This is a genomic window from Cognatiyoonia koreensis (assembly GCF_900109295.1).
Lineage (GTDB): Bacteria > Pseudomonadota > Alphaproteobacteria > Rhodobacterales > Rhodobacteraceae > Cognatiyoonia > Cognatiyoonia koreensis.
In genome coordinates this window covers 768,680-792,286 of sequence record NZ_FOIZ01000002.1, presented here as the reverse complement: position 1 = coordinate 792,286, position 23,607 = coordinate 768,680, and the positions used below count along the sequence as shown (strand labels likewise).

General features: G+C 59.1%; 24 protein-coding genes and 1 riboswitch. Of the genes, 6 read left to right on the top strand and 18 right to left on the bottom strand.

Going from position 1 to position 23,607, the window contains the following annotated elements:
* Positions 1-11: 11 nt before the first annotated feature.
* From BMY44_RS15465 to thiB, 3 genes are read right to left on the bottom strand one after another with little or no spacing between them, the layout of a single operon-like run.
* A complete protein-coding gene (locus tag BMY44_RS15465) occupies positions 12-725 on the bottom strand; it encodes a thiamine ABC transporter ATP-binding protein (protein ID WP_089996778.1) in 714 nt (237 codons plus the stop codon).
* A complete protein-coding gene (locus tag BMY44_RS15460) occupies positions 712-2,214 on the bottom strand; it encodes an ABC transporter permease family protein (protein WP_165611873.1) in 1,503 nt (500 codons plus the stop codon). The genes BMY44_RS15465 and BMY44_RS15460 overlap by 14 nt, the downstream gene beginning before the upstream one ends.
* On the bottom strand, positions 2,214-3,194 hold the full coding sequence (thiB, locus tag BMY44_RS15455) for a thiamine ABC transporter substrate binding subunit (RefSeq protein WP_089996775.1): 981 nt from the start codon (positions 3,192-3,194) through the stop codon (positions 2,214-2,216). Before thiB ends, BMY44_RS15460 begins: the two co-directional genes overlap by 1 nt.
* Positions 3,195-3,233: 39 nt before the next feature.
* A riboswitch (TPP riboswitch) is annotated at positions 3,234-3,331 on the bottom strand.
* A 178-nt stretch (positions 3,332-3,509) separates the two neighbouring features.
* On the opposite strand from thiB, the gene BMY44_RS15450 reads away from it, so the two are divergent.
* Complete coding sequence (locus BMY44_RS15450; RefSeq protein ID WP_089996773.1) at positions 3,510-3,980, top strand: DM13 domain-containing protein; 471 nt, start codon at positions 3,510-3,512, stop codon at positions 3,978-3,980.
* Between the two features lie 432 nt (positions 3,981-4,412).
* Positions 4,413-5,516: a chorismate synthase gene (aroC, locus tag BMY44_RS15445; RefSeq protein ID WP_089996771.1), complete on the top strand. Its 1,104-nt coding sequence runs from the start codon at positions 4,413-4,415 to the stop codon at positions 5,514-5,516.
* On the opposite strand, the gene BMY44_RS15440 is transcribed toward aroC, so the two are convergent.
* From BMY44_RS15440 to BMY44_RS15410, 7 genes are all read right to left on the bottom strand, one after another.
* Entirely contained in the window at positions 5,513-6,385 is an 873-nt protein-coding gene (locus BMY44_RS15440) for a DMT family transporter (RefSeq protein WP_089996768.1), read from the bottom strand. The genes aroC and BMY44_RS15440 overlap by 4 nt on opposite strands.
* A gap of 90 nt (positions 6,386-6,475) precedes the next feature.
* Complete coding sequence (locus BMY44_RS15435) at positions 6,476-6,766, bottom strand: HU family DNA-binding protein (protein WP_089996766.1); 291 nt, start codon at positions 6,764-6,766, stop codon at positions 6,476-6,478.
* 142 nt (positions 6,767-6,908) lie between these two features.
* Positions 6,909-8,390 (bottom strand): AMP nucleosidase, encoded by a 1,482-nt coding sequence (locus tag BMY44_RS15430; RefSeq protein ID WP_089996764.1) that lies wholly within the window; start codon positions 8,388-8,390, stop codon positions 6,909-6,911.
* Positions 8,387-10,180 carry an adenine deaminase gene (gene ade, locus BMY44_RS15425; protein ID WP_089996761.1) on the bottom strand — a complete coding sequence of 598 codons (1,794 nt, stop codon included), beginning with the start codon at positions 10,178-10,180 and terminating at the stop codon, positions 8,387-8,389. The genes BMY44_RS15430 and ade overlap by 4 nt, the downstream gene beginning before the upstream one ends.
* Positions 10,181-10,210: 30 nt before the next feature.
* Positions 10,211-10,702 carry a tryptophan-rich sensory protein TspO gene (gene tspO / locus BMY44_RS15420; protein ID WP_089996759.1) on the bottom strand — a complete coding sequence of 164 codons (492 nt, stop codon included), beginning with the start codon at positions 10,700-10,702 and terminating at the stop codon, positions 10,211-10,213.
* Between the two features lie 30 nt (positions 10,703-10,732).
* Complete coding sequence (gene crtB / locus BMY44_RS15415) at positions 10,733-11,755, bottom strand: 15-cis-phytoene synthase (protein ID WP_089996757.1); 1,023 nt, start codon at positions 11,753-11,755, stop codon at positions 10,733-10,735.
* A complete protein-coding gene (locus tag BMY44_RS15410; RefSeq protein WP_089996755.1) occupies positions 11,752-13,284 on the bottom strand; it encodes a phytoene desaturase in 1,533 nt (510 codons plus the stop codon). The genes crtB and BMY44_RS15410 overlap by 4 nt, the downstream gene beginning before the upstream one ends.
* A 117-nt stretch (positions 13,285-13,401) precedes the next feature.
* Between BMY44_RS15410 and crtA the strand changes: the two genes are divergently transcribed.
* Genes crtA through bchO form a run of 4 tightly spaced genes read left to right on the top strand, consistent with a single transcriptional unit; the run spans position 13,402 to position 17,574 of the window.
* Positions 13,402-14,106 (top strand): spheroidene monooxygenase, encoded by a 705-nt coding sequence (gene crtA / locus BMY44_RS15405; RefSeq protein WP_089996753.1) that lies wholly within the window; start codon positions 13,402-13,404, stop codon positions 14,104-14,106.
* Complete coding sequence (gene bchI / locus BMY44_RS15400) at positions 14,103-15,104, top strand: magnesium chelatase ATPase subunit I (RefSeq protein WP_089996751.1); 1,002 nt, start codon at positions 14,103-14,105, stop codon at positions 15,102-15,104. Before crtA ends, bchI begins: the two co-directional genes overlap by 4 nt.
* Entirely contained in the window at positions 15,091-16,725 is a 1,635-nt protein-coding gene (locus BMY44_RS15395) for a magnesium chelatase subunit D (protein WP_242650579.1), read from the top strand. The genes bchI and BMY44_RS15395 overlap by 14 nt, the downstream gene beginning before the upstream one ends.
* Positions 16,726-17,574 carry an alpha/beta fold hydrolase BchO gene (bchO, locus tag BMY44_RS15390; protein WP_089996747.1) on the top strand — a complete coding sequence of 283 codons (849 nt, stop codon included), beginning with the start codon at positions 16,726-16,728 and terminating at the stop codon, positions 17,572-17,574.
* Between the two features lie 53 nt (positions 17,575-17,627).
* Here bchO and BMY44_RS15385 read toward each other — a convergent pair whose 3' ends face one another.
* From BMY44_RS15385 to puhA, 8 genes are all read right to left on the bottom strand, one after another.
* Positions 17,628-18,071, bottom strand: coding sequence for a c-type cytochrome (locus BMY44_RS15385; protein WP_089996745.1), 444 nt, complete (start codon positions 18,069-18,071; stop codon positions 17,628-17,630).
* 117 nt (positions 18,072-18,188) lie between these two features.
* Entirely contained in the window at positions 18,189-19,403 is a 1,215-nt protein-coding gene (gene hemA / locus BMY44_RS15380; protein WP_089996743.1) for a 5-aminolevulinate synthase, read from the bottom strand.
* Positions 19,393-20,193, bottom strand: a complete 801-nt coding sequence (gene puhE, locus BMY44_RS15375; protein ID WP_089996741.1) for a putative photosynthetic complex assembly protein PuhE — start codon at positions 20,191-20,193, stop codon at positions 19,393-19,395. Before puhE ends, hemA begins: the two co-directional genes overlap by 11 nt.
* Entirely contained in the window at positions 20,187-21,305 is a 1,119-nt protein-coding gene (gene acsF / locus BMY44_RS15370) for a magnesium-protoporphyrin IX monomethyl ester (oxidative) cyclase (RefSeq protein WP_089996739.1), read from the bottom strand. Before acsF ends, puhE begins: the two co-directional genes overlap by 7 nt.
* Positions 21,302-21,598, bottom strand: coding sequence for a hypothetical protein (locus BMY44_RS15365; RefSeq protein WP_207510561.1), 297 nt, complete (start codon positions 21,596-21,598; stop codon positions 21,302-21,304). Before BMY44_RS15365 ends, acsF begins: the two co-directional genes overlap by 4 nt.
* A 38-nt stretch (positions 21,599-21,636) precedes the next feature.
* Complete coding sequence (puhC, locus tag BMY44_RS15360) at positions 21,637-22,098, bottom strand: photosynthetic complex assembly protein PuhC (protein ID WP_089996737.1); 462 nt, start codon at positions 22,096-22,098, stop codon at positions 21,637-21,639.
* A 5-nt stretch (positions 22,099-22,103) separates the two neighbouring features.
* Positions 22,104-22,742 (bottom strand): photosynthetic complex putative assembly protein PuhB, encoded by a 639-nt coding sequence (puhB, locus tag BMY44_RS15355; RefSeq protein ID WP_089996735.1) that lies wholly within the window; start codon positions 22,740-22,742, stop codon positions 22,104-22,106.
* Between the two features lie 63 nt (positions 22,743-22,805).
* On the bottom strand, positions 22,806-23,591 hold the full coding sequence (gene puhA, locus BMY44_RS15350; RefSeq protein ID WP_089996733.1) for a photosynthetic reaction center subunit H: 786 nt from the start codon (positions 23,589-23,591) through the stop codon (positions 22,806-22,808).
* Positions 23,592-23,607: the final 16 nt, after the last annotated feature.

Below are 23,607 nucleotides of genomic sequence, written 5' to 3'. Positions count from 1 at the left end.
GGCGGGCCTTTTCATTTGGAGTGGTCGGCGTCCGCCGCACCCAGGTAGGTCCGCAAGGCAGGATGCGGATCGGCAAATGCAGACTCTGTCGGCACAGGTGCATGGGCCACGCCACCGGCAATGACGATCACCTGATCGGCAAACCTGCGGGCGTCATCCGGATCATGGGTCACCATCAAGACCGTCTTGCCAGCACCGACCAGCATATCGCGAACAAGGCTCAGCATCCCCGATTTCAACGCAGGGCCAAGGGCTGCAAAGGGTTCGTCCAACAAAACGACTGGTCGGTCCGCAATCAGAACACGGGCCAAGGCAACACGGCTTTGCTGCCCGCCCGACAAAGCAGCAGGCTTGCGCTGATCCATGCCATCCAGATCAACATCGCGCAGTATCTGCATCACGGCATCCTTCTGGGCCGGCGACAGGCGCAAGGACGGGTCCAGCCCCAATCCCACGTTCTGCCAAACGCTCAGATGGGGAAACAGGTTGTTGTCCTGAAACAGCATGCTGACTGGACGCGCACCGGGCGCGACACCAGCCAGGTCTTTGCCGTTCCACAGAACTGACCCGTAGGCGGGGTTCAAAAATCCGGCAATCGCGGCCAAAAGCGTCGATTTCCCACCGCCCGAAGGGCCGATAATTGCAGTCAGACCTGCAGGGCATTCAAAGTCGACGGTCAGGCTGAAATCACCCTGCCGCAGTCCAAGCGCATCAAGTTTCAGCATTGGCGCGCCCTCCCCTGTCAAACACCCAGAACAGCGCAAGACTCAGCGCCAAAAGCAACAGACCGGCCCCCGCCGCGGCATCCTGTTGATAAGACCCCATCAGCCGAAACATCGCCAGCGGCAAGGTCGCCTGCTGATCACCTGCGAACAAGGTAATGACGCCAAGATCACCCATGGACAAGGCGGCCGCCAGCCCTGCGGCAAACCCAAGCGGACGGCGCACGCGCGGCAGAACCAGATAACGCAAGCGCGAAACGCCGCGCATTCCCAGACTGGTCGCAAGACGCCCGTAGTCCGCCTCTGCCGCAGCGACAGCCGGCGCGACAGAGCGCAGCGCAAATGGCAAGGCAAGCACCGCATTGACCAGCATCGTGACAAGCAAGGCGACGTCCGATGGCGCAACGAACGGAAAGACGATCAGGAACAGCCCTGTGCCCATGACAAGACCCGACGCCGCAAGCGGCAAGGCCCCGACCACTGTTGCAACGAACCGCCGTTGCAAGGCCAGTGCCAGGGCAAGGCTGACGCACAGGACAGCAGACCCAAGTGCGACGACAACCGACCGCAAGGCCGCTGCCCAGACACTGACGGGCATGTCAGCGAGGCCGGGCACGCCACGCAACACCACCATCAGCAGAGGCACCGCCAGAAAAACGGTCACAGCCACCAACAAGGAAACGTCGAACGGCACCGACCCCCTATCCCACCGCTGGACAACACGATCCAACCCCGCACCGGCCCCGTCCGGCAGGCTGACAAAATAGACGGCAATCGCCGCCGCAGCGCACAGTGCGAATTGGACGCAGGCCAGCAACGCCGCTTGCCCCAGATCGAACTCCGCCCGGACGGCTTGATAAATCGCGACCTCGATCGTCGTTGCACGCGGTCCACCGCCAAGGATCAGGGCAACGGCGAACGATGTCAGACAAATCAGAAAGATGACAAGAAACGCGCCAGGCACGACCTGACGCAGCATCGGCCACTCAAGAAACCGGCCCACGGGCGCGTTCAACGTCGCGGCCAGCCGGAACCGCTCTGCCGGGATTGACAGCCAGCCCTGCAGGATCAACCGGGTCGCCAGCGGCAAATTGAAAAACACATGGGCCAAAACGACACCATGATAACCGTAGATCGACACCTCTAGGCCGAAATAAGCCAGAACGCTGTTCAATACGCCGCTGCGCCCGAACACGGCCAGCAGACCCAGCACAGCAACGATCACGGGCAACAAGAAAGGCGCACCCAACAGGGTGATCAGCGCCGCCCGCCCGCGAAAGGACCGGCGCGCCAGCGCGCGCGCAACCGGAATGGCCAGCGCCACGCTGATCAAGGCCGAAACAACGGCCTGCGATACGGTAAAGCGGATGGCGGCCCAGTCCGCCGGACCAAGGCCACCGATACCATCAGCACGGACGATAACCGCTGCAAGGGTGCCAAGCGTCAGCGCCAGCACCACTGCAACGGACAAAACGCCCGGAACGGATCGCATTATTGCGATAGCGCGGTGCGCCATTCTTCCAGCGCCTGCGCGCGCAGATCGACCGCATCTTCCGGGGTCATCAAGAGGGCGGTGTCGGGGATAATCAAAGTCGCGAACCCGTCCGGTAAACCGGCGTTTGGTGTTACCGCGGGATACATCCAGTTGGTCGTCGGGATGACGGACTGGAACGCATCAGACACCATGAAAGCAAGGAACTGATCTGCCAATTCCGGCACATCCGTTCCCGCGACCTTTGCGGCAACTTCAACCTGCATGTAATGCCCGTCAGAGAACGCCCAAGCGACCTTGCTGTCATCCTCTTCCGCGATCAGGTGATAAGCGGGCGACGTGGTATACGACAGCACTGCATCCGCCTCACCGTCCAGAAACAGGCCATATGCCTCTGACCAGCCGGGGGTGACGGTGACGATATTGTCGGCCATGGCCTCCCAGAATTGCGGCGCGTCATCGCCGTAAACTTCTTTCACCCACATCAGAAGGCCCAGACCGGGGGTCGAAGACCGCGGATCCTGTATCACGACCTTGATATCGCTCTCGGCCAGCTCCTGCAGCGATGCAGGGGCCGCACCGCCGGCATTGCCGACAAAAGCAAAGTAGCCCCAGTCAAATGGCAGGAACGTCGGATCATCCCAGTTAACCGGCAGATCAAGCGCCGCATCAACGCCATGAGGTGCGAAAAGGTCAGTGTTCTCGGCCGCAGCCGTCAGGTTCGTATCCAGACCCAGCACGATGTCAGCATCCGTGCGCGGGCCTTCAAGCTGCAATTTGGCAAGCAGCGCAGCACCATCGCCAGCACCGACGAATTGCAGATCACAGGCGCAGACCGCCTCGAACGCTTCTTCCACCGCCGGGCCGGGGCCCCATTCGGTGACAAAGCTGTCGTATGTCAAAACTGTCAGAACAGGGGTTTGGGCTGTGGCCACGCTGGCACAAAGCACAAATCCCGCGACATAAGGGAGAGTTCTCATTTCTATTCCTCCAAATGCGACGGGCGGATTGGGGGAATAGCAGCATTGCCAGACCTTCCCTCCGCCGGTCTTAACCGGTTCAGGTTCAACGGGTCCGCTTGCGCATCTCAGCCAGATTGGCCCCCCGAGGTAGGACTTAGGTAGAGCGTTGATGTGGGAGGGGCAAGGGGCATCGCGTCACTGATGTGCGGGGACCAAATCGCATTCAACAGAGCCGCGGATATTGACCAACCATCCCCGCGCAAACGGATTACCCTTTGCAAGCCAAATTACGGTGCCTAATGTTCAGCGGATAACAAAGCTGGGGATCATATCATGCGAAGGATCATCATCGGGCTGTTGACGCACGGCATGGCGCTAGGAGTTGGGTTTGGGTTGGGAATTTACTTGCTGCCGATCCTGACCGCACCACCTTCACCGGACACGGCGACTTTGGAGGCAATGGCGCAAGACGCCACCTTTACCGCCGAAATCGCAGAAGACTTGCCCGGAAACGATTTTCTACATTGGGGTAAGGGCACAGTCAGCCTCACGCCAACCCAGATCGTCCATACCGGAGAACTGGCACCTGGACCCGATTACATGGTCTATCTCGTCCCAGAATTCGTGGATCACGAAGACGGTTTTGAAAGGCTCAAGTCAGACAGCGTCGTTATTGGACCGGTCAAAACCTTCAAAGGCTTTGCTTTGGACATTCCAGAGGCTGTTGATCTGGAAGCCTATACAACTGTCGTCGTCTGGTGCGAGGCATTCTCAGAGTTCATTGCAGCAGCAGAATACCGCTAGCAACGATACGAGAGCGCAAGCGCTTTTGAATTTGCGATATCAGATTTCTCGCGGGTGCAGAGCACTGCGTCCAAGAGCAGTCGCGTTTATGCACAGGATCTGCTCTAAACGGCACTTTTTAATGGTTTTTATTCGTGATCCGCTGAAACAATTAGCTGTTCAGAAATTCAGGAGAAAAGAGGCGTCCTTGGGAGAACGCTTGTACTAATCCTATGCGTTGAGCTTTGCTTCATTTGGCTCGCCACCTATTCGTTCGGACTGCTTTCAGCACACGACATGCCGTTTTGGCTCACCGCAGTTCTGGTAATTGTCGTCGACTGCACGATCAATTTTATCTCAACATTCGCCAAACACCGACGGGATCGCCTGCGAGAATAGCTTGGCATCCGCGCGACGGCTGTTTATCTGATCTCCGGATCAGGAGGCATCTTCATGTCAATCAACAGCTTTGGCCATCTCTTTCGCTTTACCACATGGGGTGAGAGCCACGGACCTGCATTAGGGGCAACTGTTGACGGGTGTCCTCCAGGTGTGCCGCTTGAACCTGCGATGATCCAGCAGTGGCTTGATAAACGCCGCCCCGGTCTGAACAAGAACACCACGCAGCGGCAAGAGGCTGACGCGGTCCAAATCCTGTCTGGTGTGTTCGAAGGCGAGACCACCGGCACCCCGATCCAGTTGATGATCGAAAACACCGATCAGCGGTCCAAGGATTACGGCGATATCGCCAACACCTTCCGCCCCGGTCATGCCGACATCACCTATCACCAGAAATACGGTATCCGTGATTATCGTGGCGGCGGGCGGTCCTCTGCCCGCGAAACCGCGTCCCGCGTCGCCGCCGGTGGTGTGGCGCGCGAGGCGATCCAAAAAGTCGCCCCCGGTGTGCAGATCAAAGGCTACATGACCCAGATGGGGGTCAAGCAGATTGATCGGTCAAAAATGGACTGGGACCAAATCGACCAGAACGATTTCTTCTGCCCAGACGCTGACGCTGCGTCCGAATGGAACGACTACCTCGCATGGCTGCGCAAGGATGATCACAACTCTGTCGGGGCCATCATCGAAGTCGTTGCGCGGGGCGTCCCCGCCGGAATCGGCGCGCCGGTTTATGGCAAGTTAGACACTGATCTGGCCGCCGCGATGATGTCTATCAACGCCGTCAAAGGCGTCGAGATTGGCGAAGGCATGGCCGCCGCCGCGCTCACAGGGCGCGACAACGCGGATGAAATCTTTATGGGACCAAACGGGCCGGAATACGCGTCCAACCACGCAGGCGGCATCCTTGGCGGCATCAGCACCGGACAGGACATCGTCGTGCGGTTCGCAGTCAAACCGACGTCCTCCATCCTGTCCCCCCGCAAATCCATCCGCATTGACGGCAGCGCGACCGAGGTGATCACCAAAGGCCGCCACGACCCCTGCGTCGGCATCCGTGCCGTGCCCGTAGGCGAGGCGATGATGGCTTGCGTGATCCTCGATCACCTGTTGCTTGATCGCGGGCAGACCGGCGGCGTGCGCGGCCAGATCGGCTAGCGGGGCAGCGGCTGCTTGGACACCTGCACGGCAAGGATACCGGCCGCAATTACGACCACACCGACAATATCCCAGATACCCAGCTGTTCGCCCAGCAGCACAGACGCGACCGCGACACCCAGAAACGGGTTCAGGAAGTGAAAGGTCGACGCCTTGACCGCCCCGATCCGACCCACCAGCAAAAACCAGACAAGCGTCGCCAACAGACCCGGTACAAGCGTCGTGTAGATAAACGCAACAATCAGTTGCCAGGTCCATTGCACGTCAAAGCTTTCCCAAGCCAACGCCGGGACCCACAGGACAAGACTGCCAACAAGCATCTGCAAGCCGACGATCATCAAGACATTGCCACCCGAAGACGCACCCAGAACCGCCAGAGTTGCAATCGTCAGTGAAACCACACCAATCACGCAAAGGACCAGTCCGTAGACGTCAACCCCGCCTTGCAGCCGCGCGCCCATGATCAACGTCACGCCGACCAACCCGGCGACCAGCCCGGCAACGCCCATCGCACGCAACCGCTGCCCCAGAAACAGCCAGCCGACCAGCGCGACAAGCAACGGCATCGTGGACGCAATAATCGCGGCGAGTGAGGCATCGACCGTCTGCATCGCGATGAAATTCAGGCCCAGGTAAAGCGCATTCTGGCAGACACCGAAAACCAGAACCCCCAACCATTGCCTGCGGCTCAGCCGCGCGGCCTGCCCCAGCATCCATGCGATAGCAACACCCAGCAAGCCAGAGATCAGAAAGCGAAATGCAAGGGCCGTCAGCGGCGGCGCGTATTCGACAATCACCCGTGCCGACGTAAAGGCCGAGGACCACATGAATGCAAAGGCGAGGCCCATCAAGATCGCGCGGATATCCATGATGTCAGCGATACTCCGTCAGTTGGGCGATGAAAACGCAAAAGGGCCGCCAAAGTGGGCGACCCTTTCGTAATTCTCGGAAGGCGGAACTTAGTCGTTCACGCTGTCCTTGAGTGCTTTCGCGATTGTCATTTTGACAACCTTGTCAGCGTCCTTCTTGATCTGCTCACCCGTGGCTGGGTTGCGAACCATACGCTCTGGACGCTCACGGCAGTAAATCTTGCCAACGCCTGGCAGTGTGACGGCACCGCCGCCGGACACTTCTTTGGTGATGATGGAAACGATCCCATCCAACGCGCCTGCAGCGCCTTTTTTGTCCATGCCGGTTTCTTCGGCCAGTGCAGCAACCAGCTGCGCTTTTGTCATTGGTTTTGTCGCCATTTAAATGGTCTCCCTCTTCTGCCCGACAATTAGGGCCTCTGGTCACATATTTAACGTTATGTTGTGGGACACCACAATCATTAGTCGCATTTTACAAGGGAAAAACGCGATTTTTCTGCACTTTTTACGTGAATCCGGCGTTCTAGAGGAACGCAGTCTCCTCAAATGACCGTAATTTCCGACTGTGAATGCGTTCCAGCGGCATTTCGCGCAGCTGTTCCATTGCCCGGATTCCGATCATCAGGTGCCGCGAAACCTGCGTTTTATAGAAATCAGAGGCCATACCCGGCAGCTTCAATTCGCCATGCAATGGCTTGTCAGAAACGCACAGCAGCGTCCCGTAGGGAACCCTGAACCGGAACCCGTTCGCGGCGATGGTCGCGCTCTCCATGTCCAATCCGATCGCGCGGGACTGGCTTAGCCGTTTGACAGGCCCGGAATGATCGCGCAGTTCCCAGTTCCGGTTGTCGATGGTCGCCACGGTTCCTGTTCGCATGATCCGTTTCAGCTCATAACCTTCGAGTTCCGTGACCTCTGCCACCGCGGATTCCAACGCGATCTGGATTTCAGCCAGAGCCGGGATCGGCACCCAAACGGGCAAGTCATCGTCCAGTACGTGATCTTCGCGCAAATAGGCGTGGGCAAGCACGAAATCACCCAACCGCTGCGAATTACGCAGACCTGCGCAATGCCCGACCATCAGCCACGCATGGGGGCGCAAAACCGCGATATGATCGGTCGCGGTTTTCGCATTCGACGGACCGACACCGATGTTCACAAGGGTAATTCCCCCGCCGCCTTCACGCTTGAGGTGATAGGTCGGCATTTGTGGTAACTTCGTCGGTGGATAAATCGGCGTCGTCGCATCCGAAATCTCGACGTTTCCAGTGCTCACAAAGCTGGTGTAACCACTCTTCGGGTCCGCCAGCACCATCCGGGCGTAGGCTTCGAACTCTTCAACATAGAACTGGTAGTTCGTGAACAGGATATGGTTCTGGAAATGCTCAGCCGCGGTCGCCGTATAATGCTGCAAACGGGCCAGCGAATAGTCAATGCGCTGCGCGGTGAACGGGGCCAGTGCGTGTGCGCCGTCGGGATACAGAAAACCTGATCCGTTGACGATATTGTCGTGCGTGATTTCAAGGTCGGGGACATCGAACACGTCACGCAGGGAAAACTCCATCGCGCCGTCCTGCGGCACCGTGACGGACTCATCATTCGCGACGGCAAAATGCACTGGCATGACGGTGTCCGACGGACCAATGACCACCGGTTCACCGTGGTTCTTCATCAACAGGCCAATCTGTTGTTCCAGATAGCTGGCGAAAAGGTCAGGGCGGGTCACGGTCGTCTTGTATGTGCCGGGCTCGGAAACATGGCCAAAGGACAGGCGGGTGTCGGCCTTGGTAAAGCTGGTCGTCGTAAACCTGATCTCGGGGTAAAAGGCGCGATAGCGCGCCTTTGGTTCACCGTTCAGGATGACATCGCTGAAGTGTCCGCACAGGAACCGGACGCTTTGCTGATAAAGCTCCGTCAGCCGCGCGACGGCTTTCTTTGCATCCGTGAAAACCTCTGCCCGCAATGCATCAGGGGATTCGACAGGCAGTGATTTAGTGGCGTTCATACGTTGTCCTCAAACAGTTCGGTCAGTTCAAATTTCGTCACATCGACAAGACCCAGATCGCTGATCCGCAATTCGGGGATGACGACAAGGGCAAGCAGCGAGTGTTGCATATAGGCGTTATTCAGCGTGCAACCACATTCGGCCATCGCCTTGACCATCCGATCGGCGGCTGCAGCAACCTCCGCCGCGGGCCGGTCAGACATTAATCCGGCGATCGGCAAGGGCACCAGTGCGATCTCCTTACCGTCTTTCCACACGGTAACACCACCACCCACTTCGCCCAGCCGGTTGGACGCCAGCGCCATCTGTGCGCGATCCGTTCCGACAACAATCATATGGTGGCTGTCATGGGCAACGGTTGATGCCATGGCCATCGACCCGCTGTAGCCGAAACCGGACACGAACCCATTCGTGACGTCACCGGTCGCGCGATGACGCTCGACCAAGGCAATCTGGCAGACATCGCCCTCGCCCTGAACCAACCCGTCAACGACGGGCAGTTCAGCGGTCAAAGCCTTCGTAGGTGCCTGATTTTCGACAACACCGATGACCTTCGCCTTGACTGTATTCTTGCCTTCGGGGGCCGGCACACCGAAATCTTCAGCCGTCACGGTCTTGCCCATGCGTACAGTCTGACGGGCCGTAGCGGGCCAGTCGTAGTGCGGACAGTCGACGGAAATCTTGCCATCCTGCGCGACGGTCTGACCGCGCGCAATCACGTGGTCGATAGGCAATGTGGTCAAATCGGATGTCAGGATCACATCCGCGCGACGACCGGGCGTGATCGACCCTAACTCGCGCTCCAGCCCGAAATGGGTGGCGGTGTTGATCGTCGCCATCTGCAGGGCAATCAACGGATCACAGCCGCAGGCGATTGCATGCCGGACAACGCGGTTCATATGCCCGTCATTGACCAGGGTGCCCGCCATACAGTCATCCGTGCACAAAATGAAATTTCGCGGGTCCAGCCCCTTTTCCGTGACAGCCGTAATCTGGCTTTCCACGTCGTACCAAGCGGAGCCCAGTCGCATCATCGACCGCATCCCGTTCCGCACACGCGCTATCGCATCGGCTTCGGCGGTGCCTTCATGGTCATCGGCTGCACCACCCGCAACATAGGCACTGAACGCGACACCCTTGTCGGGCGAGGCGTAGTGCCCACCCACGGTCTTGCCCGCGTGCATGGTCGCGGCCATCTCGGCCAGCATCTGCGGATCGGCGTTGATTACACCGGGAAAGTTCATCATCTCGCCCAGACCAATAATGCCGGGCCAGGCCATTGCTTCAGCGACATCCTCGGCGGAAATTTCGAACCCCGTGGTTTCAAGGCCGGGGGCAGACGGGGCACAAGATGGCATCTGCGTGTAGATGTTGATCGGCTGCATCAAGGCTTCATCATGCATCATCCGCACGCCATCCAACCCAAGCACGTTGGCAATTTCATGCGGGTCGGTGAACATGGTCGTCGTGCCGTGGGGGATCACGGCAGCGGCGAATTCGGCAGGGGTCAGCATCCCGCTCTCGATATGCATGTGCCCATCGCACAAGCCGGGGATCAGAAAAGATTCAGTGTCTATGATACGGGTTTCAGGGCCAACACAGTGGCTCGCATCCGGCCCGACATACGCAAACCGCCCTTCGGCCACCGCGACATCCCACCGCAAAACCTCGCGCGATTGAACATTCACCAGTTGCCCGCCGCGAATAACCAGATCCCCAGGGGCACGGCCCGCCGCAACATCGACAAGGCGCGGGGCAACGTCAGCCCATGATTTCACGTTATGTTCCATCCCCGAAAATTGCACGGGGTCACAGGCGCTTCAAGAGGGGTTCGACATCTCTGCGATCGGCAACGGCTTTTGATCGGGGTTCAGGCGGACCATTGCAAGGTTCAGCGCAGCCGCGACAGTGACCCAAGCCAGATATGGCACGAACGCCAACCCGGCCCATGTGTCCAGCTGGAAATGGGTGATTGTCGCACCAAGAACAGCAATCCAAAGCCCCGCCATGATCGGCAAAGACCCCTTCAAGTGACGCAACCCGAAAAACACAGGTGTCCAAAGCGTGTTCAGCGCAATCTGCAATCCCCAGAACGCCATCGCATAGGCGTTCCCGTCAAGCGGCGCGACCCGCGCACCGGCGAATGAAATCAACAGATAGATCGACGTCCACGCAACCGGAAACATCCAGTTCGGCGGCACCCACGTGGGCTTGTTCAGGGATTTGTACCACGTGCCCGTCGGAAACATCGCACCGGTGGTGCCTGCAGCGCATGTCGCGCCAAAGAAAATCAGAAATAGCCAGATATCCATGTGATGCACCTTTCTGGGACACACCCCTATCTAGGCAATCGGGCGACCTTTTCCAATCGCTGCTTCGCGCGCAGCCAAATCAGACAGAATATCCAGAACGGCCTTCGTGCGGCCCTGTGTGCCAGTCTTGCGACCGGCGGCATCGACAAGAAACTGCACTTCGCCCAGCGCAGGGGCGAATATGACAGGCGACCGCGGGGTCACAGCAGACAACGCGGTCCGGCCAGCGGCCTGCGCCATCCACCCCAGTTTCTGCCAGGTCTTCGTGTGGGCGCGGCATGTGATGGAATCAAACTGCTGCCTGCGCACCTCTTTCCCGATCCCGTCATAGATCAACCGCGCAGCCCAAATGCCCAAACGGGCGTCCCGCGGCAATGCATTGATCCCCGCTTCGGACCGCACATAAAGGCGGCGCGCTTCGGCCAAAAGACGGCGTACCATTATGCGGACAGCTGGCGTCGCCCTAGGGTCGTATAGGAAGGATTCAGTGTCTAAACCGGCATCTTTCAGCCAATCCAGCGGCAAATAGATTCGCCCCGCGCGGGCGTCCTCTCCGACATCGCGGGCGATATTGGTCAGCTGCATCGCGACACCCAGATCACAGGCACGGGCCAACGCGTCAGGATCGCGGACTCGCATCAAAACGCACATCATCGCGCCAACAGCACTCGCCACACGGGCAGAATAGGCGCGTACATCCGACAGCGTGTCATAGCGCCGCTCTGAGGCATCCCAGGCTAGCCCCTCCAAAAGCGCCTCTGGCAAGGCCCGCGGCATATCAAAATCGGCGATGATCGCAGCGAATGCGCGATCTTCCGGGGCATCCATCGGTGTCCCGGCATACGCACGGTCAAGACGGTCGCGCAGCCGCAAGACGGCGCTTGCTTTCTGATCTCCCTCATCCACCTCGTCATCAGCCAGACGGCAGAACGCATAAAGGGCCAGCGCAGGATCACGGACCTTGGCAGGCAACAGCTTGCTGGCAGCGTGAAACGACAGCGACCCGGTGCGGATCGCTTCGCGGCAATGGTCCAGATCGTCAGCACGGATCATTCAGCGGCAACTTTCAATTCAGGCATCACAGGCGCATCGGGGACCAATTTGCCCAACACCTCCGCACTCGACACGACACCGGGCAATCCGGCACCCGGATGCGTGCCAGCGCCAACAAGATACAAGCCCTTGGCTTCCTCGCTGATGTTATGCGGACGGAACCAGGCAGATTGCAGAATGCGCGGTTCGATCGAAAAGCCTGCGCCATGTGGCGACAAATAGCGGTCGCGGAAATCTTCGGGGGTAAAGACCACTTCGCTGGTCAGGTGTTCTTCGAAACCGGGGATCAGGCCCTGCAACACCTTCGCGACCTTGGCTTTATAAGCGTCCTTTTCAGCAGCCCAGTCGACAGGATTGCCAAACCCAAGATGCGGCACAGGAGACAAGGCGTAAAAGGTATCGTCCCCCTCAGGCGCAACCTTCGGATCAGTCACCGAGGGGCGATGCACATAAAGCGACATATCATCAGCAAGATGCCCCTTGATGAAAATATCCTTTAACAGACCCTCATAGCGGGGGCCGGACATAATGGTATGATGCCCAACGTCTTGCCATTTGTCGCGCGTGCCCTTCGTGCCGAAATACCAGACGAACAAACCCATCGACCAGCGGCGGCTATCGACCTTGCGGTCGGTCCAGCGGCTGCGGCTCTGCTTGCGCATCAAGGTCTTGTAGGTGTGACCGGCATCCGCATTGCTCACGACCATTGGCGCAGACAGCGTTTCACCACCCTTCAGCGTCACGCCCTTTGCGGCACCGTCATCAACCAGGATCTCATCAGCCTGAACACCCAGCCGAATCTGCCCGCCTTGCGACAGCACGACATGTGCCATCGCATCGGCAATCGCCTGCACGCCCCCCATCGCATAGTGAACGCCGAACTTCATCTCCAGATGGCTCACAAGGGCATACATCGACGTCACATTCATCGGATCGCCACCGATAAACAGCGGATGGAAAGACAGCGCCATGCGCAGGCGGTGATCTTTGACGCGGGACTTGGCAAGACCCAGAATGGACCGGTCAGCCCGCAAAACGGCAAACTCGGGCAGAACCTTGATCGTTTCCCACAGCTTGTGCATCGGCTTGGCAACCATGCCTTCAAAGCCGACAACATAACGACGGTAACTGTCTTTCAGAAATTTCTCATAGCCTTTCACATCACCCGGTGACAGGCGGCGAACCTCTTCAACCATCGTATCGTGATCGCCCGAGGCAGTGAAAACAGACCCGTCATCCCAGCGAATCTCATAGAACGGATCAAGCGGACGCAGATCGACATCCTTGTGGAAATCGCGACCACACTCCTGCCAAAGCGACTCGAACACTTGCGGCACCGTGACAATCGTCGGCCCAAGATCAAAACGATGGCCGCCTTTTGTGATCGATGATCCACGGCCTCCAACCTTATCCAGCTTGTCCACAACCGTGACGGCATACCCCTTCGCACCAAGGCGCATCGCGGCGGACAGACCGCCAAGACCAGCACCAATGACCACGGCGCGATTGTCGGTGTGGGATGATTCCATGTGCGGCAGCCTTTATGTGTCAGGTTAAGTTGACAATCGTACCCCTATGATAACCGCAAGTCTTCACAAGTAAAACAGAATATGTCAGACTAAGTTGACACCTTTAGGATAGCCACCATGGGTCAAACCGTCAGCCTTTCGTTTTTCCGACTGCCCAGCGTGGCAGACCGGGCGTGGGCGCTGTGGATGATGGGGGCGGCGCGGCGGCCACTGGCAAAGGTGGCAGACATCGGATTCTGGAAACTCTGCGGATCGGGCACTGGCGTCGGGTTCTCCCCAACGCTTTTCCCCCAAGTGATCGCGATACTGGCGACATGGCCGTCCGAAGCCATCGCGCGGGACCGCACAGCCACTGCACCCATCTTCCGTAAATACGCAGAACGGGCATCAGAAACATGGACAGTCTTCCTTTCGCCCGAAACAGCGCGGGGCAACTGGTCAGGCGTCACACCGTTTGAACCCAGCGGTGCAAAATCCATCGGCCCGCTTGCGGCCCTGACCCGCGCCACCGTGCGCCCCGGTATCATGTCCCGCTTCTGGGGCCGGGTGCCGCGTATCTCTGAAATCATCGGTCAGGATCCGAACGTCATCTTCAAGATCGGCATCGGCGAAGTGCCATTGCTCCAGCAGGTCACATTCTCGATCTGGCCATCCGAACAGGCCATGGCCGCTTTTGCCCGCACCGGCGCACATAGCGATGCGATCCGCGCCGTGCGCACCGAAGGGTGGTTCCGCGAAGAACTCTATGCCCGTTTCACCATTCAATCAGACAGCGGCACATGGGGCGGCACATCGCCCCTCGCCGCGTTAGAGGCCGCATGACCCCTTTTCCATTCTCCGCAATCGTCGGTCAGGACGAGATGAAGCAAGCGATGATCCTGACCGCGATCGACCCGTCCATCGGCGGCGTGCTGGTGTTCGGCGACCGCGGCACCGGCAAATCAACAGCCGTGCGCGCGCTCGCCGCCTTGCTGCCGTCAATCAAGGCGGTCAAGGGGTGCCCGCTCAACAGCGAAAAACCCGGTGAGGTGCCAGATTGGGCTGAATTAGGGTCGAAAAAAACCGAAACGCTGCCCACCCCCGTCGTCGATCTGCCCCTTGGCGCGACCGAGGATCGCGTAACCGGTGCGCTCGACATCGAAAAGGCGCTGACCAAAGGCGAAAAGGCGTTTGAGCCGGGGCTGCTGGCACGGGCCAACCGCGGCTATCTCTATATTGACGAGGTCAACCTGCTCGAAGACCACATCGTCGATCTGCTGCTGGACGTCGCACAGTCAGGCGAAAACGTGGTCGAACGCGAAGGTCTTTCGATCCGCCATCCTGCCCGCTTCGTACTGGTCGGCTCCGGTAACCCCGAAGAAGGCGAACTGCGTCCGCAATTGCTCGACCGCTTCGGGCTCTCGGTCGAGGTCGCATCGCCCAAAGACATCGCCACGCGGGTCGAGGTCATAAAACGGCGCGACGCCTACGAAAACGACAACGCGGCTTTCATGCTGCGATGGCAGGCCGAAGACGCGACAATTCGCGACAACATCCTCAAAGCACGCAAAGCGCTGAAAAAACTGAAGACGCCGGATCAGACCCTGCATGACGTCGCCGAACTCTGCCTCGCGCTCGGGTCGGACGGCCTACGAGGAGAGCTGACAATCCTCAAGACCGCCCGCGCATTCGCGGCGTGGCGCGATGACAAGACGGTAACAAAGGCACACATCAAAGCCGTCGCAGGCATGGCCCTGCGTCACCGGCTCCGGCGCGATCCGCTGGACGAAGCTGGAAGCGGCGCACGCGTCGGCCGTGTGGTTGAAGATGTGCTCGGCTAAGGTCACGTCGCAATGGGACATGGCCGTGCTGGCGCTGCGGCTCATCGCGATTGATCCCATGCTCGGCGGTGTCTGCATCCGTGCCCGCGCCGGTTCCGTGCGGCAATCCCTGATGGCCGCGTTTCCACCCAATCCTGTCAAACTGCACCCCACCATGACGACCGATGTCCTGACAGGCGGCCTCGACCTGTCTGCGACACTCGCACAAGGCCGGATGGTCATGCAGGCAGGCTTGCTTTCAGCGCCTGGGCCCCTCTTGCTGGCGATGGCAGAACGCACGCCGCAACAAATGGCAGCACTTCTCGGGCAAACGCTCGACCGGCAAGCGGGGCATACTTTGATCCTGCTTGATGAAGGGGCTGAAAACGATGAAGCAACCCCCGCCAGCTTGATCGAACGGGTCGCGTTCCATGTGGACCTGAACGCGACGCCAGCGACAGATGCGATCATCCCGCCAGCTGGGCAAGTTGTCAAAACACCGGTGCGTACACCAGATGATCTGATCGAAAAAACAGTGTCTATTGCAGGCGAACTTGGCGTGGAAAGCGGTCGTGCCTTGCAATTCGTCCTACGCGCCGCCCGCGCCTTGGCCGTTCTGTTTGGCAAGGATCACGTCTCGGACGATCTTCTTGCCCTCGCCTGCAAGATGGTCCTGTCGCATCGCGCGACACGTATCCCGGAACCAGAACCATCCGAGGCACCGGATGAACAAGACACCCAAGCGCAAGACAGCGACAAAGCAACCGACGATACGCTGACCCTGCCGGATGATCTGTTGCTCGACGCGGTGCTCGCCAACTTGCCACCGAACCTGCTTGCGCAATTGCAGACGAAATCGCGCACAGGCAAGGGCAGCGGGTCCGGCGCGCGACTGAAAGGGAACCGGCGCGGGCGGCCGCTTCCATCCCGCAACGGGCGCAAGGCAGACGGCGCACGGATCGACGTGATCGGCACTCTGCGCAACGCCGCCCCCTGGCAAACCATCCGCAAGCAGCAAACAGGGCGCGACGGGATTCACATCCGCAGCGGCGATATCCAGATCAAGCGGTTCGAAGACCGGTCCGACCGGCTCCTGATCTTTGCCGTCGATGCCTCGGGCTCTGCCGCGCTTGCCCGTTTGGCAGAGGCGAAAGGCGCGGTCGAACTTCTTCTTGCCGAAGCCTACGCGCGCCGCGATCACGTCGCACTTATCGCCTTTCGGGGCGACAAGGCCGAAGCCCTGCTACCCCCCACCCGCTCGCTCGTGCAAACAAAACGGCGGCTGGCGGAATTGCCCGGTGGCGGCGGCACGCCCCTTGCCGCCGGTATGGAAGCGGCACTCGAACAGGCGCTGCACGCGCGGCGCAAAGGCATGACACCGACGATATGTATCCTGACGGACGGACGGGCGAACATCGCCCGCGACGGCACGGCGAACCGTCAACAGGCCGCAAATGATGCACAGACAATCGCACGGGCGATACGCGGACAAAGCATCGATTCCATTGTAATAGACACTGGAAACCGGCCCGAGCCGAAACTGCGCGACCTCGCGCACTCCCTTGATGCGACCTACCTGCCCATGCCCCGCGCCAAGGCGGAACGAATGTCAGCCGCGGTCGCAGCCGCGTTAGACGCCTAGATGAAATGGCCGCAAGACGCCGATGGCTGGCCGCTGCGGCAGTATTCGCGCATGGTACTGCACCGGCCACATCGCTGGCACGTGCAGGAAGCAGGCACTGGCGACACACTCCTGCTGATTCACGGCGCAGGCGGGGCGACGCAAAGCTGGCGACATCTTTTCCCGCTGTTGATGCAGACCTACCACGTCGTCGCCGTCGATCTGCCCGGGCAGGGTTTCACGCAAATCGGTGCGCAACAACGTTGCGGGCTTGATCACATGGCCGAAGACCTGCTGTCGCTCGTCCGGCACGAAGGCTGGCAGCCCACCGCGCTGATCGGCCATTCCGCCGGGGCGGCGATTGCATTGCGGATGGTCGAGCTGGGGCTGCGTCCGAAAACGGTGATCGGGATCAATGCGGCCTTGGGCAACTTCAAAGGGGTGGCAGGCTGGCTCTTTCCCGCAATGGCAAAGCTACTGGCGATCACACCGTTCAGCGCTTCACTCTTTGCAGGCAGCACGACACGCTCCAGCGTCAAGAACCTGCTTGCCGGAACCGGCTCACCGCTTGATGAACAGGGACAGGCGCTCTACTACCGGCTTGCGAAAGACAGCAGACATGTCGACGCCACATTGTCGATGATGGCGCAATGGTCGCTTGACGGGCTGCTGGGGCGGCTTTCCAAAATCGACACGGACGTGCATCTGATCACGGGCACACAAGACAAGGCAGTTCCGCCAGAAACCAGCGCCGATGCCGCAAAGAAACTGCCGCACGCCACGCTGCATTCGCTGTCAGACGTCGGACACCTCGCCCACGAAGAAAACCCCGAAGAGGTCGCCGCGCTGATCAGGGATATTCTACAATAAAAAAGGGCCACCAGCATCGCTGGTGACCCTTCGTGTCACAATGTCGCTGTGGCTTATTCGGCCTCGAATGTCGACAGATATGCATAGAGATCGTAGGCGTCGGATTCTTCGCGCACCTGATAGGCCATCTTGCCGCGCGCACGACGGTTATCCAGCTTTTCGCGCAGCCAACCTGTTGGGTCCTGTACGTAACCGACAAAGGATTCCTCGGTCCAGACTTCGCCAGCCTCACCCAGTTCCACAATCGGATCGCCATAGCGGAAGTCTTCGACGCTCCCAAGCGTGCGACCGGCGACGCCATAAAGGTTCGGGCCGGTTTTCGCGTTGCGGCCTGCAAGCACTTCGCCGGATGCGTCTGCGACAACGTGGCAAGCCACGCACTGGCGATTGAACTGCTCTTCACCGGCGGCTGCGTCCCCTTGCGTGGATGCATGACCGTCTGCGAAGACAGGTGCGGCAAGCACCGAAAGTGCGGCTGCGAGTGTAAATTTCTTCATATCTGCCTTCCTTTTTCGACAATTTCAGGACCTCTGCGGGCCCTGGCTGAACTGGAACTTAGCGTTTCATTGGACGGGGTCTAGTGTTCATCCCAAAAAGTGATGTGATATGCGATATCAAGCCACCGCGTGGGCCAAAGCGCACTGCCGCCACAGCGTAGACAGCGCATGGACAAGGAAATCGATATCCGCGTCGGTATGCAGTGGTGATGGTGTGAACCGCAGCCGTTCGGTGCCTTTGGGAACCGTCGGATAATTGATCGGTTGCACGTAGATATCCCATTCGTTCATCAGATAGTCGGCCAGCATCCGGGTCTTGACCGGATCCTTGATCATCACGGGCACGATATGGCTTTCGTTTTCGAGATGCGGAATGCCTTCGCGGTCCAGCGCCGCGCGCAAACGGGCGACCTGGCGGCGATGACGTGCACGCTCGATATCCGATGCCTTGAGATGGGCGATGGACGTGCGGGCCGCAGCCGCAACGGCGGGCGGCAAGGCGGTAGTAAAGATGAAGCCGGAGGCAAATGACCGGATGAAATCGCAGAGCGGCGCAGACCCGGTGATATAGCCGCCGACAACGCCGTAAGCTTTGCCCAACGTCCCTTCGATCAGGGTGATCCGATCGGCAACGCCCTCGCGTTCACTGACACCGCCACCGCGCGGACCATAAAGACCAACCGCATGGACCTCATCCAGATAGGTCATCGCGCCGTACTTTTCGGCAACATCCACGATGTCCTTGATCGGGGCGATATCGCCATCCATGGAATAAACAGACTCGAACGCGACGATTTTCGGCACATCTTCTGGCAGGGCCGCAAGTTTCGCTTCCAGATCGACGACATCGTTGTGGTTCCAGATCACCTTCTGGGCGCGGGAATGGCGGATGCCCTCGATCATTGATGCATGGTTGCCTGCATCCGACAGGATGACACACCCGGGCAGACGCGACCCCAACGTGGACAAGGCCGCCCAATTCGACACATAGCCGGACGTGAACAGCAGCGCCGCCTCCTTGCCATGCAGATCGGCCAACTCGGCCTCCAGCAGCAGGTGGTCATGGTTCGTGCCACTGATATTACGGGTGCCGCCAGCGCCGGTGCCGGTCCGCTTGACCGCCTCGCACATGGCATCGATCACTTTGGGATGCTGTCCCATGCCCAGATAGTCATTGGAACACCAGACGGTGACATCGCGCACGCCGTCCTCCGCATGGTTCGCCGCCCTTGGAAACTTCCCACATTTACGCTCGAGCTCGGCAAAGTAGCGATAGTTGCCCTCGCTCTTCAGAATATCGAGCTGCTCTTCAAACAGTGCGTCAAAATCCATGGTTTTCGTCCTTCGTCGTGATCGGTTTGGGCGCCGGCAACATCCAGCGCCAAAGTTTCGCATCTGGCAGCGGAACAACCATCAGCCAGTGTTCAAGAAGGGCCAGCGCGGACAACGCCGTCAGCAATGCAAAACCGGTCTGTGTGACAACGGTTTCAGCAGCGACAAGACGCTCGACGCAAACGGCCAGCAAGGCGGTCAGGACAGTGATTGCGATCGGAAAGGCGATCGTCACCGGACCTTTGCGGAAATAGGTTTTCAAGTGGTGCAGCTGGTCAGGCACGAATTCCGTATTGATCCGGGGCACACCGAAGAACAGGTTCAGCTTGGCTGAAATCCGGGCAAGGAACAGGATCATATAGGTCGCCAGGGCCATGCGATTGGCAGCACCGCTGGAAACGACGACTAAGCCCAAAAGGCCAACCAGCAACAGCATTTCATGATAGACGACCGTGCCAAAGGCGCGTCCGAAACGGGTCTGCGGGTCCAGATCATCGGGGCAGTCCTGCCGCACGGGACCAGCAATAATGCCCGTCAGAAACGCCAGTTCGGCCCAACCCCAAACGGCAAGCGCGCCCAAAAAGCCAAGATAGACACTCATCAGGTCTTGTTGCTGCAGTGACAGAACCACTGCAGCAATCCCAAGTGCAAGGAACGGCAAACCAATCAGCACCGCCATTGCATGCGCGTCACCACCCTTCCGGTCGGCCCTGCGGACGACCAGAAGAAGGGTTCCAGTGGACAACCACCAGACAAAAACGGCCGCAATGACGGATGCAAAGATCAATATGCAGGCTCCATTCTAGGGCTTTCGGGCACTTCGCTTTTCTCGACCGGAATGGTGAGCAGCGAGACGAATGCGAAACCAGCCTTGGCGGAACCGACAATCCTTTTGACCATACCGGCCGCTCCGCCTTGCTTCTTGCCTTCGGCAATCTGCGCATTCGCGTCTTTCATGCGGTCTAGGTTCGGGATCCAGCGGGGGTGGTCGATATCCAGCACCATCGGAAAGACCTGCCGCGAGATGTCAGACGTCTTGCGGAAAACTTCCTGTCCGTACCAGGCAGAATCGACGCCCAAAGCTTCATGAAACGCCGGGCGCTGCGCATCGCGGACCCACATCGTGGAAAACACGGCTGTCAGGAAAAACTTGATCCACAGCTTGTTCACACGCGTTTCGGTCAGGGAAGGATCTGTCTTCATCAGCAGGGCAAAGGCCTCACCATGCGAAAACTCGTCATTGCACCACTCGCAGAACCACTTGAAAATCGGGTGGAACCGATGTTCGGGATGCTTTTCAAGATGGCGATAGATCGTGATGTAGCGGGCATAGCCGATCTTCTCGGACAGGTAGGTCGCGTAATAGATGAACTTGGGCCGGAAATAGGTGTATTTCTTGGCCTGCGTCAGAAACCCAAGGTTCACAGCAATTCCGGCTTCACGCAAAGCATCGTTGATGAAACCGGCATGGCGGGCCTCGTCACGGGCCATCAGCTGGAACAGCTCGGTGATGTCCTTGTTGGACCCGCGGCGCTTCATTTCCTTGTAAAGGACGCAGCCTGAAAATTCCGCCGTGCAGGAAGAGATCAGAAAATCGATAAACTCCGCCTTCAGCTTGGGTTCCATCCCGTCCCAATCGACGGTGTCCCAATCTTCATTCTTGCGGAAATGGCCCTTGTTCGGGTCTGATTTCATCTGCCCGATCAGCTTGTCCCACTCGGCACGGACAGGGGTGACGTCGATCGCGTCCATCTCGTCAAAATCGGTGGTGTAAAAACGCGGGGTCAGCAGCGTGTTCTGCATCGCGACCTGAGTCGCTTCCTCGTTCGTCAGCGGCGGCAGGGCTTCTTGGGCGGCAATGGCTTCTTCGGCTGTGGCGGCGTTTGATGAATGCATATTCATGACATCACCTCTTCGCTGAACGAAAATTCACACAGTTCCATGAATTCCAAATCACCGGTGGCCCGTGTCCACATGCGTTCCAGCTTGGACGCACGGGTGATGATGGCGGTGCGGTCTTCTTCAACCAATTCGCCAAATGCGGCCATGATTTCTGGCCCTTGCACCTGCACCGTGTCACCGGGGTGAATCACCGCCCCGTTGTTCAGGCGCACATGCGCGGACAGTTCTTCAAAGCGATGCGATATCGTCACCGTGCACGGTGCGGTTTCGCGGTCTCTGGTCAGTAGTCCCATTGTGGTTCCCTTTCACATGAAAGACGCTGGCGAGGCGTCTATTGGTCCAAAAGCTGCGCAAAGGCAGCGACGTTGTCTTTCCCGTATCCGATCAGTTCCACCGACAGTCCGGACGCTTCGTCCAGCACGGCTATATGACCGTTCTCGCGGCGAATGACCGAAATCGGTGCCGTTTCGGTAATCCCGCGCACTTCCCGTTCACGATCAACGGCACGTCCCATGACGCCAATGAATCCCATACGGTCATCAGCCGAGGTCACCAGCAGCGCCCCCGATGCATCGCGCACCTCGTAAAGACCGTTACGGTTGCCCGACAGCGTGACTTCGACGCTTTGCGCGACAGGCGCTTCGATCAAAACGCCGCGGTTCGGGACATCCATCCACTGGGCATAAGCGACAAGTGCTGTGGTCGCGATCATCAGGCCGAACATGCCTTTGACAAGAAAGGTCGGGACCATTTCCTTGTCCCGGTGGCGCATCTGTTGTTCTAGGTTGCTCATGACAATTACTCCGCGGCGACGGCATCGTGGCCGGATTGAGGTGTGCGTATGACTTGGGGCTGGGCGACGCGCGTTTCGGCGGCTTCGGCAAACAGCTTGGCGACCTTGGCCGCGTCGGGGATACAGCGCAGCGCAGGCTGCGTGCGGGCGATCTTCCACGGGCGCACATGCGGCCATGTCATCAGATAGGACAAACGGTCCTGCCCGATCAGCTCAAAGGCAATGGTGCCATGACCGGATGGTTTGACATCGGCAGTCGCGTTCCCGATCCACGTATAGGGCAGGTTCAGGGTCATCGTCAGGGCGGCCCCGATGCGCATGGCGACGCGCTTGTTGGTCAGCGTGTAAACAGCGGACCGGGCCTGCACATAGGCAATCGCATAGATGATGCCACAGGCGATCAGACCGGCGACAACGAAAGGCAAGCCATGGGCCAGCGCGATCCCGAAGGGGTATTCAGCAGCCGACACGCCAACGCGCCAGATCACCAGCAGCAGGAAATAGCCGGCAACCCAGCGAATGCCCAGCGCCTCGCGGGCAAGGCGGCCGGGGTCAGGGGACCCTTGCCACAGGATATACTCATCCTCCGGCAGTGCCTCCGGCAATCCCCGGACAGGCTCGAAATTGAAATCATCGTGGCTCATCGCAGCATCCCTCTGCATAAGGTGGATACCGGCCCCGTTGGCGAGACGGGGCCAGTAATTGGTTCAGGGAAGAACAGTGGCCGACCGCGCCGCGGTGGCGTACATCGTGCCGCCGGCGTAGTAGGCCATGATCTTGTCTTCCTCGAGAAGGGTGACCTGATCCGCAGATTTGGTCACAGGCACACCTTCCCAGTTATGGGCGTAAAGCGAACGGACAGTGACGCGGTCGGTGCCGATCTTTGCCATGTTCATCGGAATCAGACGCATCTTGCCGGTGCCCTCGGGGTTCAGATCAAGCTGCAGGAAACGAACAAGCGCTTCGGGCACATCGACCCACATGTCGGTGACGCGACCGATCACTTCGCCATCACCACCGACAACAGGCTTGCCGCGTGGATCGCGTCCGGCGGAAATCTTGAAATCGGGAAGCGTGGCCATGGGCCGGATCTTGACGTGACCATGGGCATCCAGTTCGGGCGCATCACGGCGCGGGGCCCATGACGCAGGGCCAACACCATCCAGCATCGGATCACCGGTCGGCACCCAGGGGGAACCGCTCGACGGCGATGACTGCGCAAGGGCAAGATCATTGCGCATCTTGCTGTCTTCGTATTCGCGGCTTGGCACGGTCAGCGTGCCTTTGCCATCACGCAGATGAAACGTCTTTTCCTTTGGCAAGGGCAACAGGCTCTCGTTCGCCGGAACGCCGTCCTTGTCATCGCGCAGGGGGTATCCCTCGCGCATGTTCTCGGTTTGCAGGTAATAGACAAGGCCCGCGAAGAAGATCCAGAACAACCAGATCGCTGCGCTCGCCAAGTCGAAATTACCAAAAAACTCTACTCCAACCATTGTGTTTCCTTTCAGT

Bases quoted from the DNA above. Each gene is read 5' to 3' on its own strand.
- BMY44_RS15465 (WP_089996778.1), bottom strand. From the start codon at position 725: ATGCTGAAACTTGATGCGCTTGGACTGCGGCAGGGTGATTTCAGCCTG.
- BMY44_RS15460 (WP_165611873.1), bottom strand. From the start codon at position 2,214: ATGCGATCCGTTCCGGGCGTTTTGTCCGTTGCAGTGGTGCTGGCGCTG.
- thiB (WP_089996775.1), bottom strand. From the start codon at position 3,194: ATGAGAACTCTCCCTTATGTCGCGGGATTTGTGCTTTGTGCCAGCGTG.
- BMY44_RS15450 (WP_089996773.1), top strand. From the start codon at position 3,510: ATGCGAAGGATCATCATCGGGCTGTTGACGCACGGCATGGCGCTAGGA.
- aroC (WP_089996771.1), top strand. From the start codon at position 4,413: ATGTCAATCAACAGCTTTGGCCATCTCTTTCGCTTTACCACATGGGGT.
- BMY44_RS15440 (WP_089996768.1), bottom strand. From the start codon at position 6,385: ATGGATATCCGCGCGATCTTGATGGGCCTCGCCTTTGCATTCATGTGG.
- BMY44_RS15435 (WP_089996766.1), bottom strand. From the start codon at position 6,766: ATGGCGACAAAACCAATGACAAAAGCGCAGCTGGTTGCTGCACTGGCC.
- BMY44_RS15430 (WP_089996764.1), bottom strand. From the start codon at position 8,390: ATGAACGCCACTAAATCACTGCCTGTCGAATCCCCTGATGCATTGCGG.
- ade (WP_089996761.1), bottom strand. From the start codon at position 10,180: ATGGAACATAACGTGAAATCATGGGCTGACGTTGCCCCGCGCCTTGTC.
- tspO (WP_089996759.1), bottom strand. From the start codon at position 10,702: ATGGATATCTGGCTATTTCTGATTTTCTTTGGCGCGACATGCGCTGCA.
- crtB (WP_089996757.1), bottom strand. From the start codon at position 11,755: ATGATCCGTGCTGACGATCTGGACCATTGCCGCGAAGCGATCCGCACC.
- BMY44_RS15410 (WP_089996755.1), bottom strand. From the start codon at position 13,284: ATGGAATCATCCCACACCGACAATCGCGCCGTGGTCATTGGTGCTGGT.
- crtA (WP_089996753.1), top strand. From the start codon at position 13,402: ATGGGTCAAACCGTCAGCCTTTCGTTTTTCCGACTGCCCAGCGTGGCA.
- bchI (WP_089996751.1), top strand. From the start codon at position 14,103: ATGACCCCTTTTCCATTCTCCGCAATCGTCGGTCAGGACGAGATGAAG.
- BMY44_RS15395 (WP_242650579.1), top strand. From the start codon at position 15,091: ATGTGCTCGGCTAAGGTCACGTCGCAATGGGACATGGCCGTGCTGGCG.
- bchO (WP_089996747.1), top strand. From the start codon at position 16,726: ATGAAATGGCCGCAAGACGCCGATGGCTGGCCGCTGCGGCAGTATTCG.
- BMY44_RS15385 (WP_089996745.1), bottom strand. From the start codon at position 18,071: ATGAAGAAATTTACACTCGCAGCCGCACTTTCGGTGCTTGCCGCACCT.
- hemA (WP_089996743.1), bottom strand. From the start codon at position 19,403: ATGGATTTTGACGCACTGTTTGAAGAGCAGCTCGATATTCTGAAGAGC.
- acsF (WP_089996739.1), bottom strand. From the start codon at position 21,305: ATGAATATGCATTCATCAAACGCCGCCACAGCCGAAGAAGCCATTGCC.
- BMY44_RS15365 (WP_207510561.1), bottom strand. From the start codon at position 21,598: ATGGGACTACTGACCAGAGACCGCGAAACCGCACCGTGCACGGTGACG.
- puhC (WP_089996737.1), bottom strand. From the start codon at position 22,098: ATGAGCAACCTAGAACAACAGATGCGCCACCGGGACAAGGAAATGGTC.
- puhB (WP_089996735.1), bottom strand. From the start codon at position 22,742: ATGAGCCACGATGATTTCAATTTCGAGCCTGTCCGGGGATTGCCGGAG.
- puhA (WP_089996733.1), bottom strand. From the start codon at position 23,591: ATGGTTGGAGTAGAGTTTTTTGGTAATTTCGACTTGGCGAGCGCAGCG.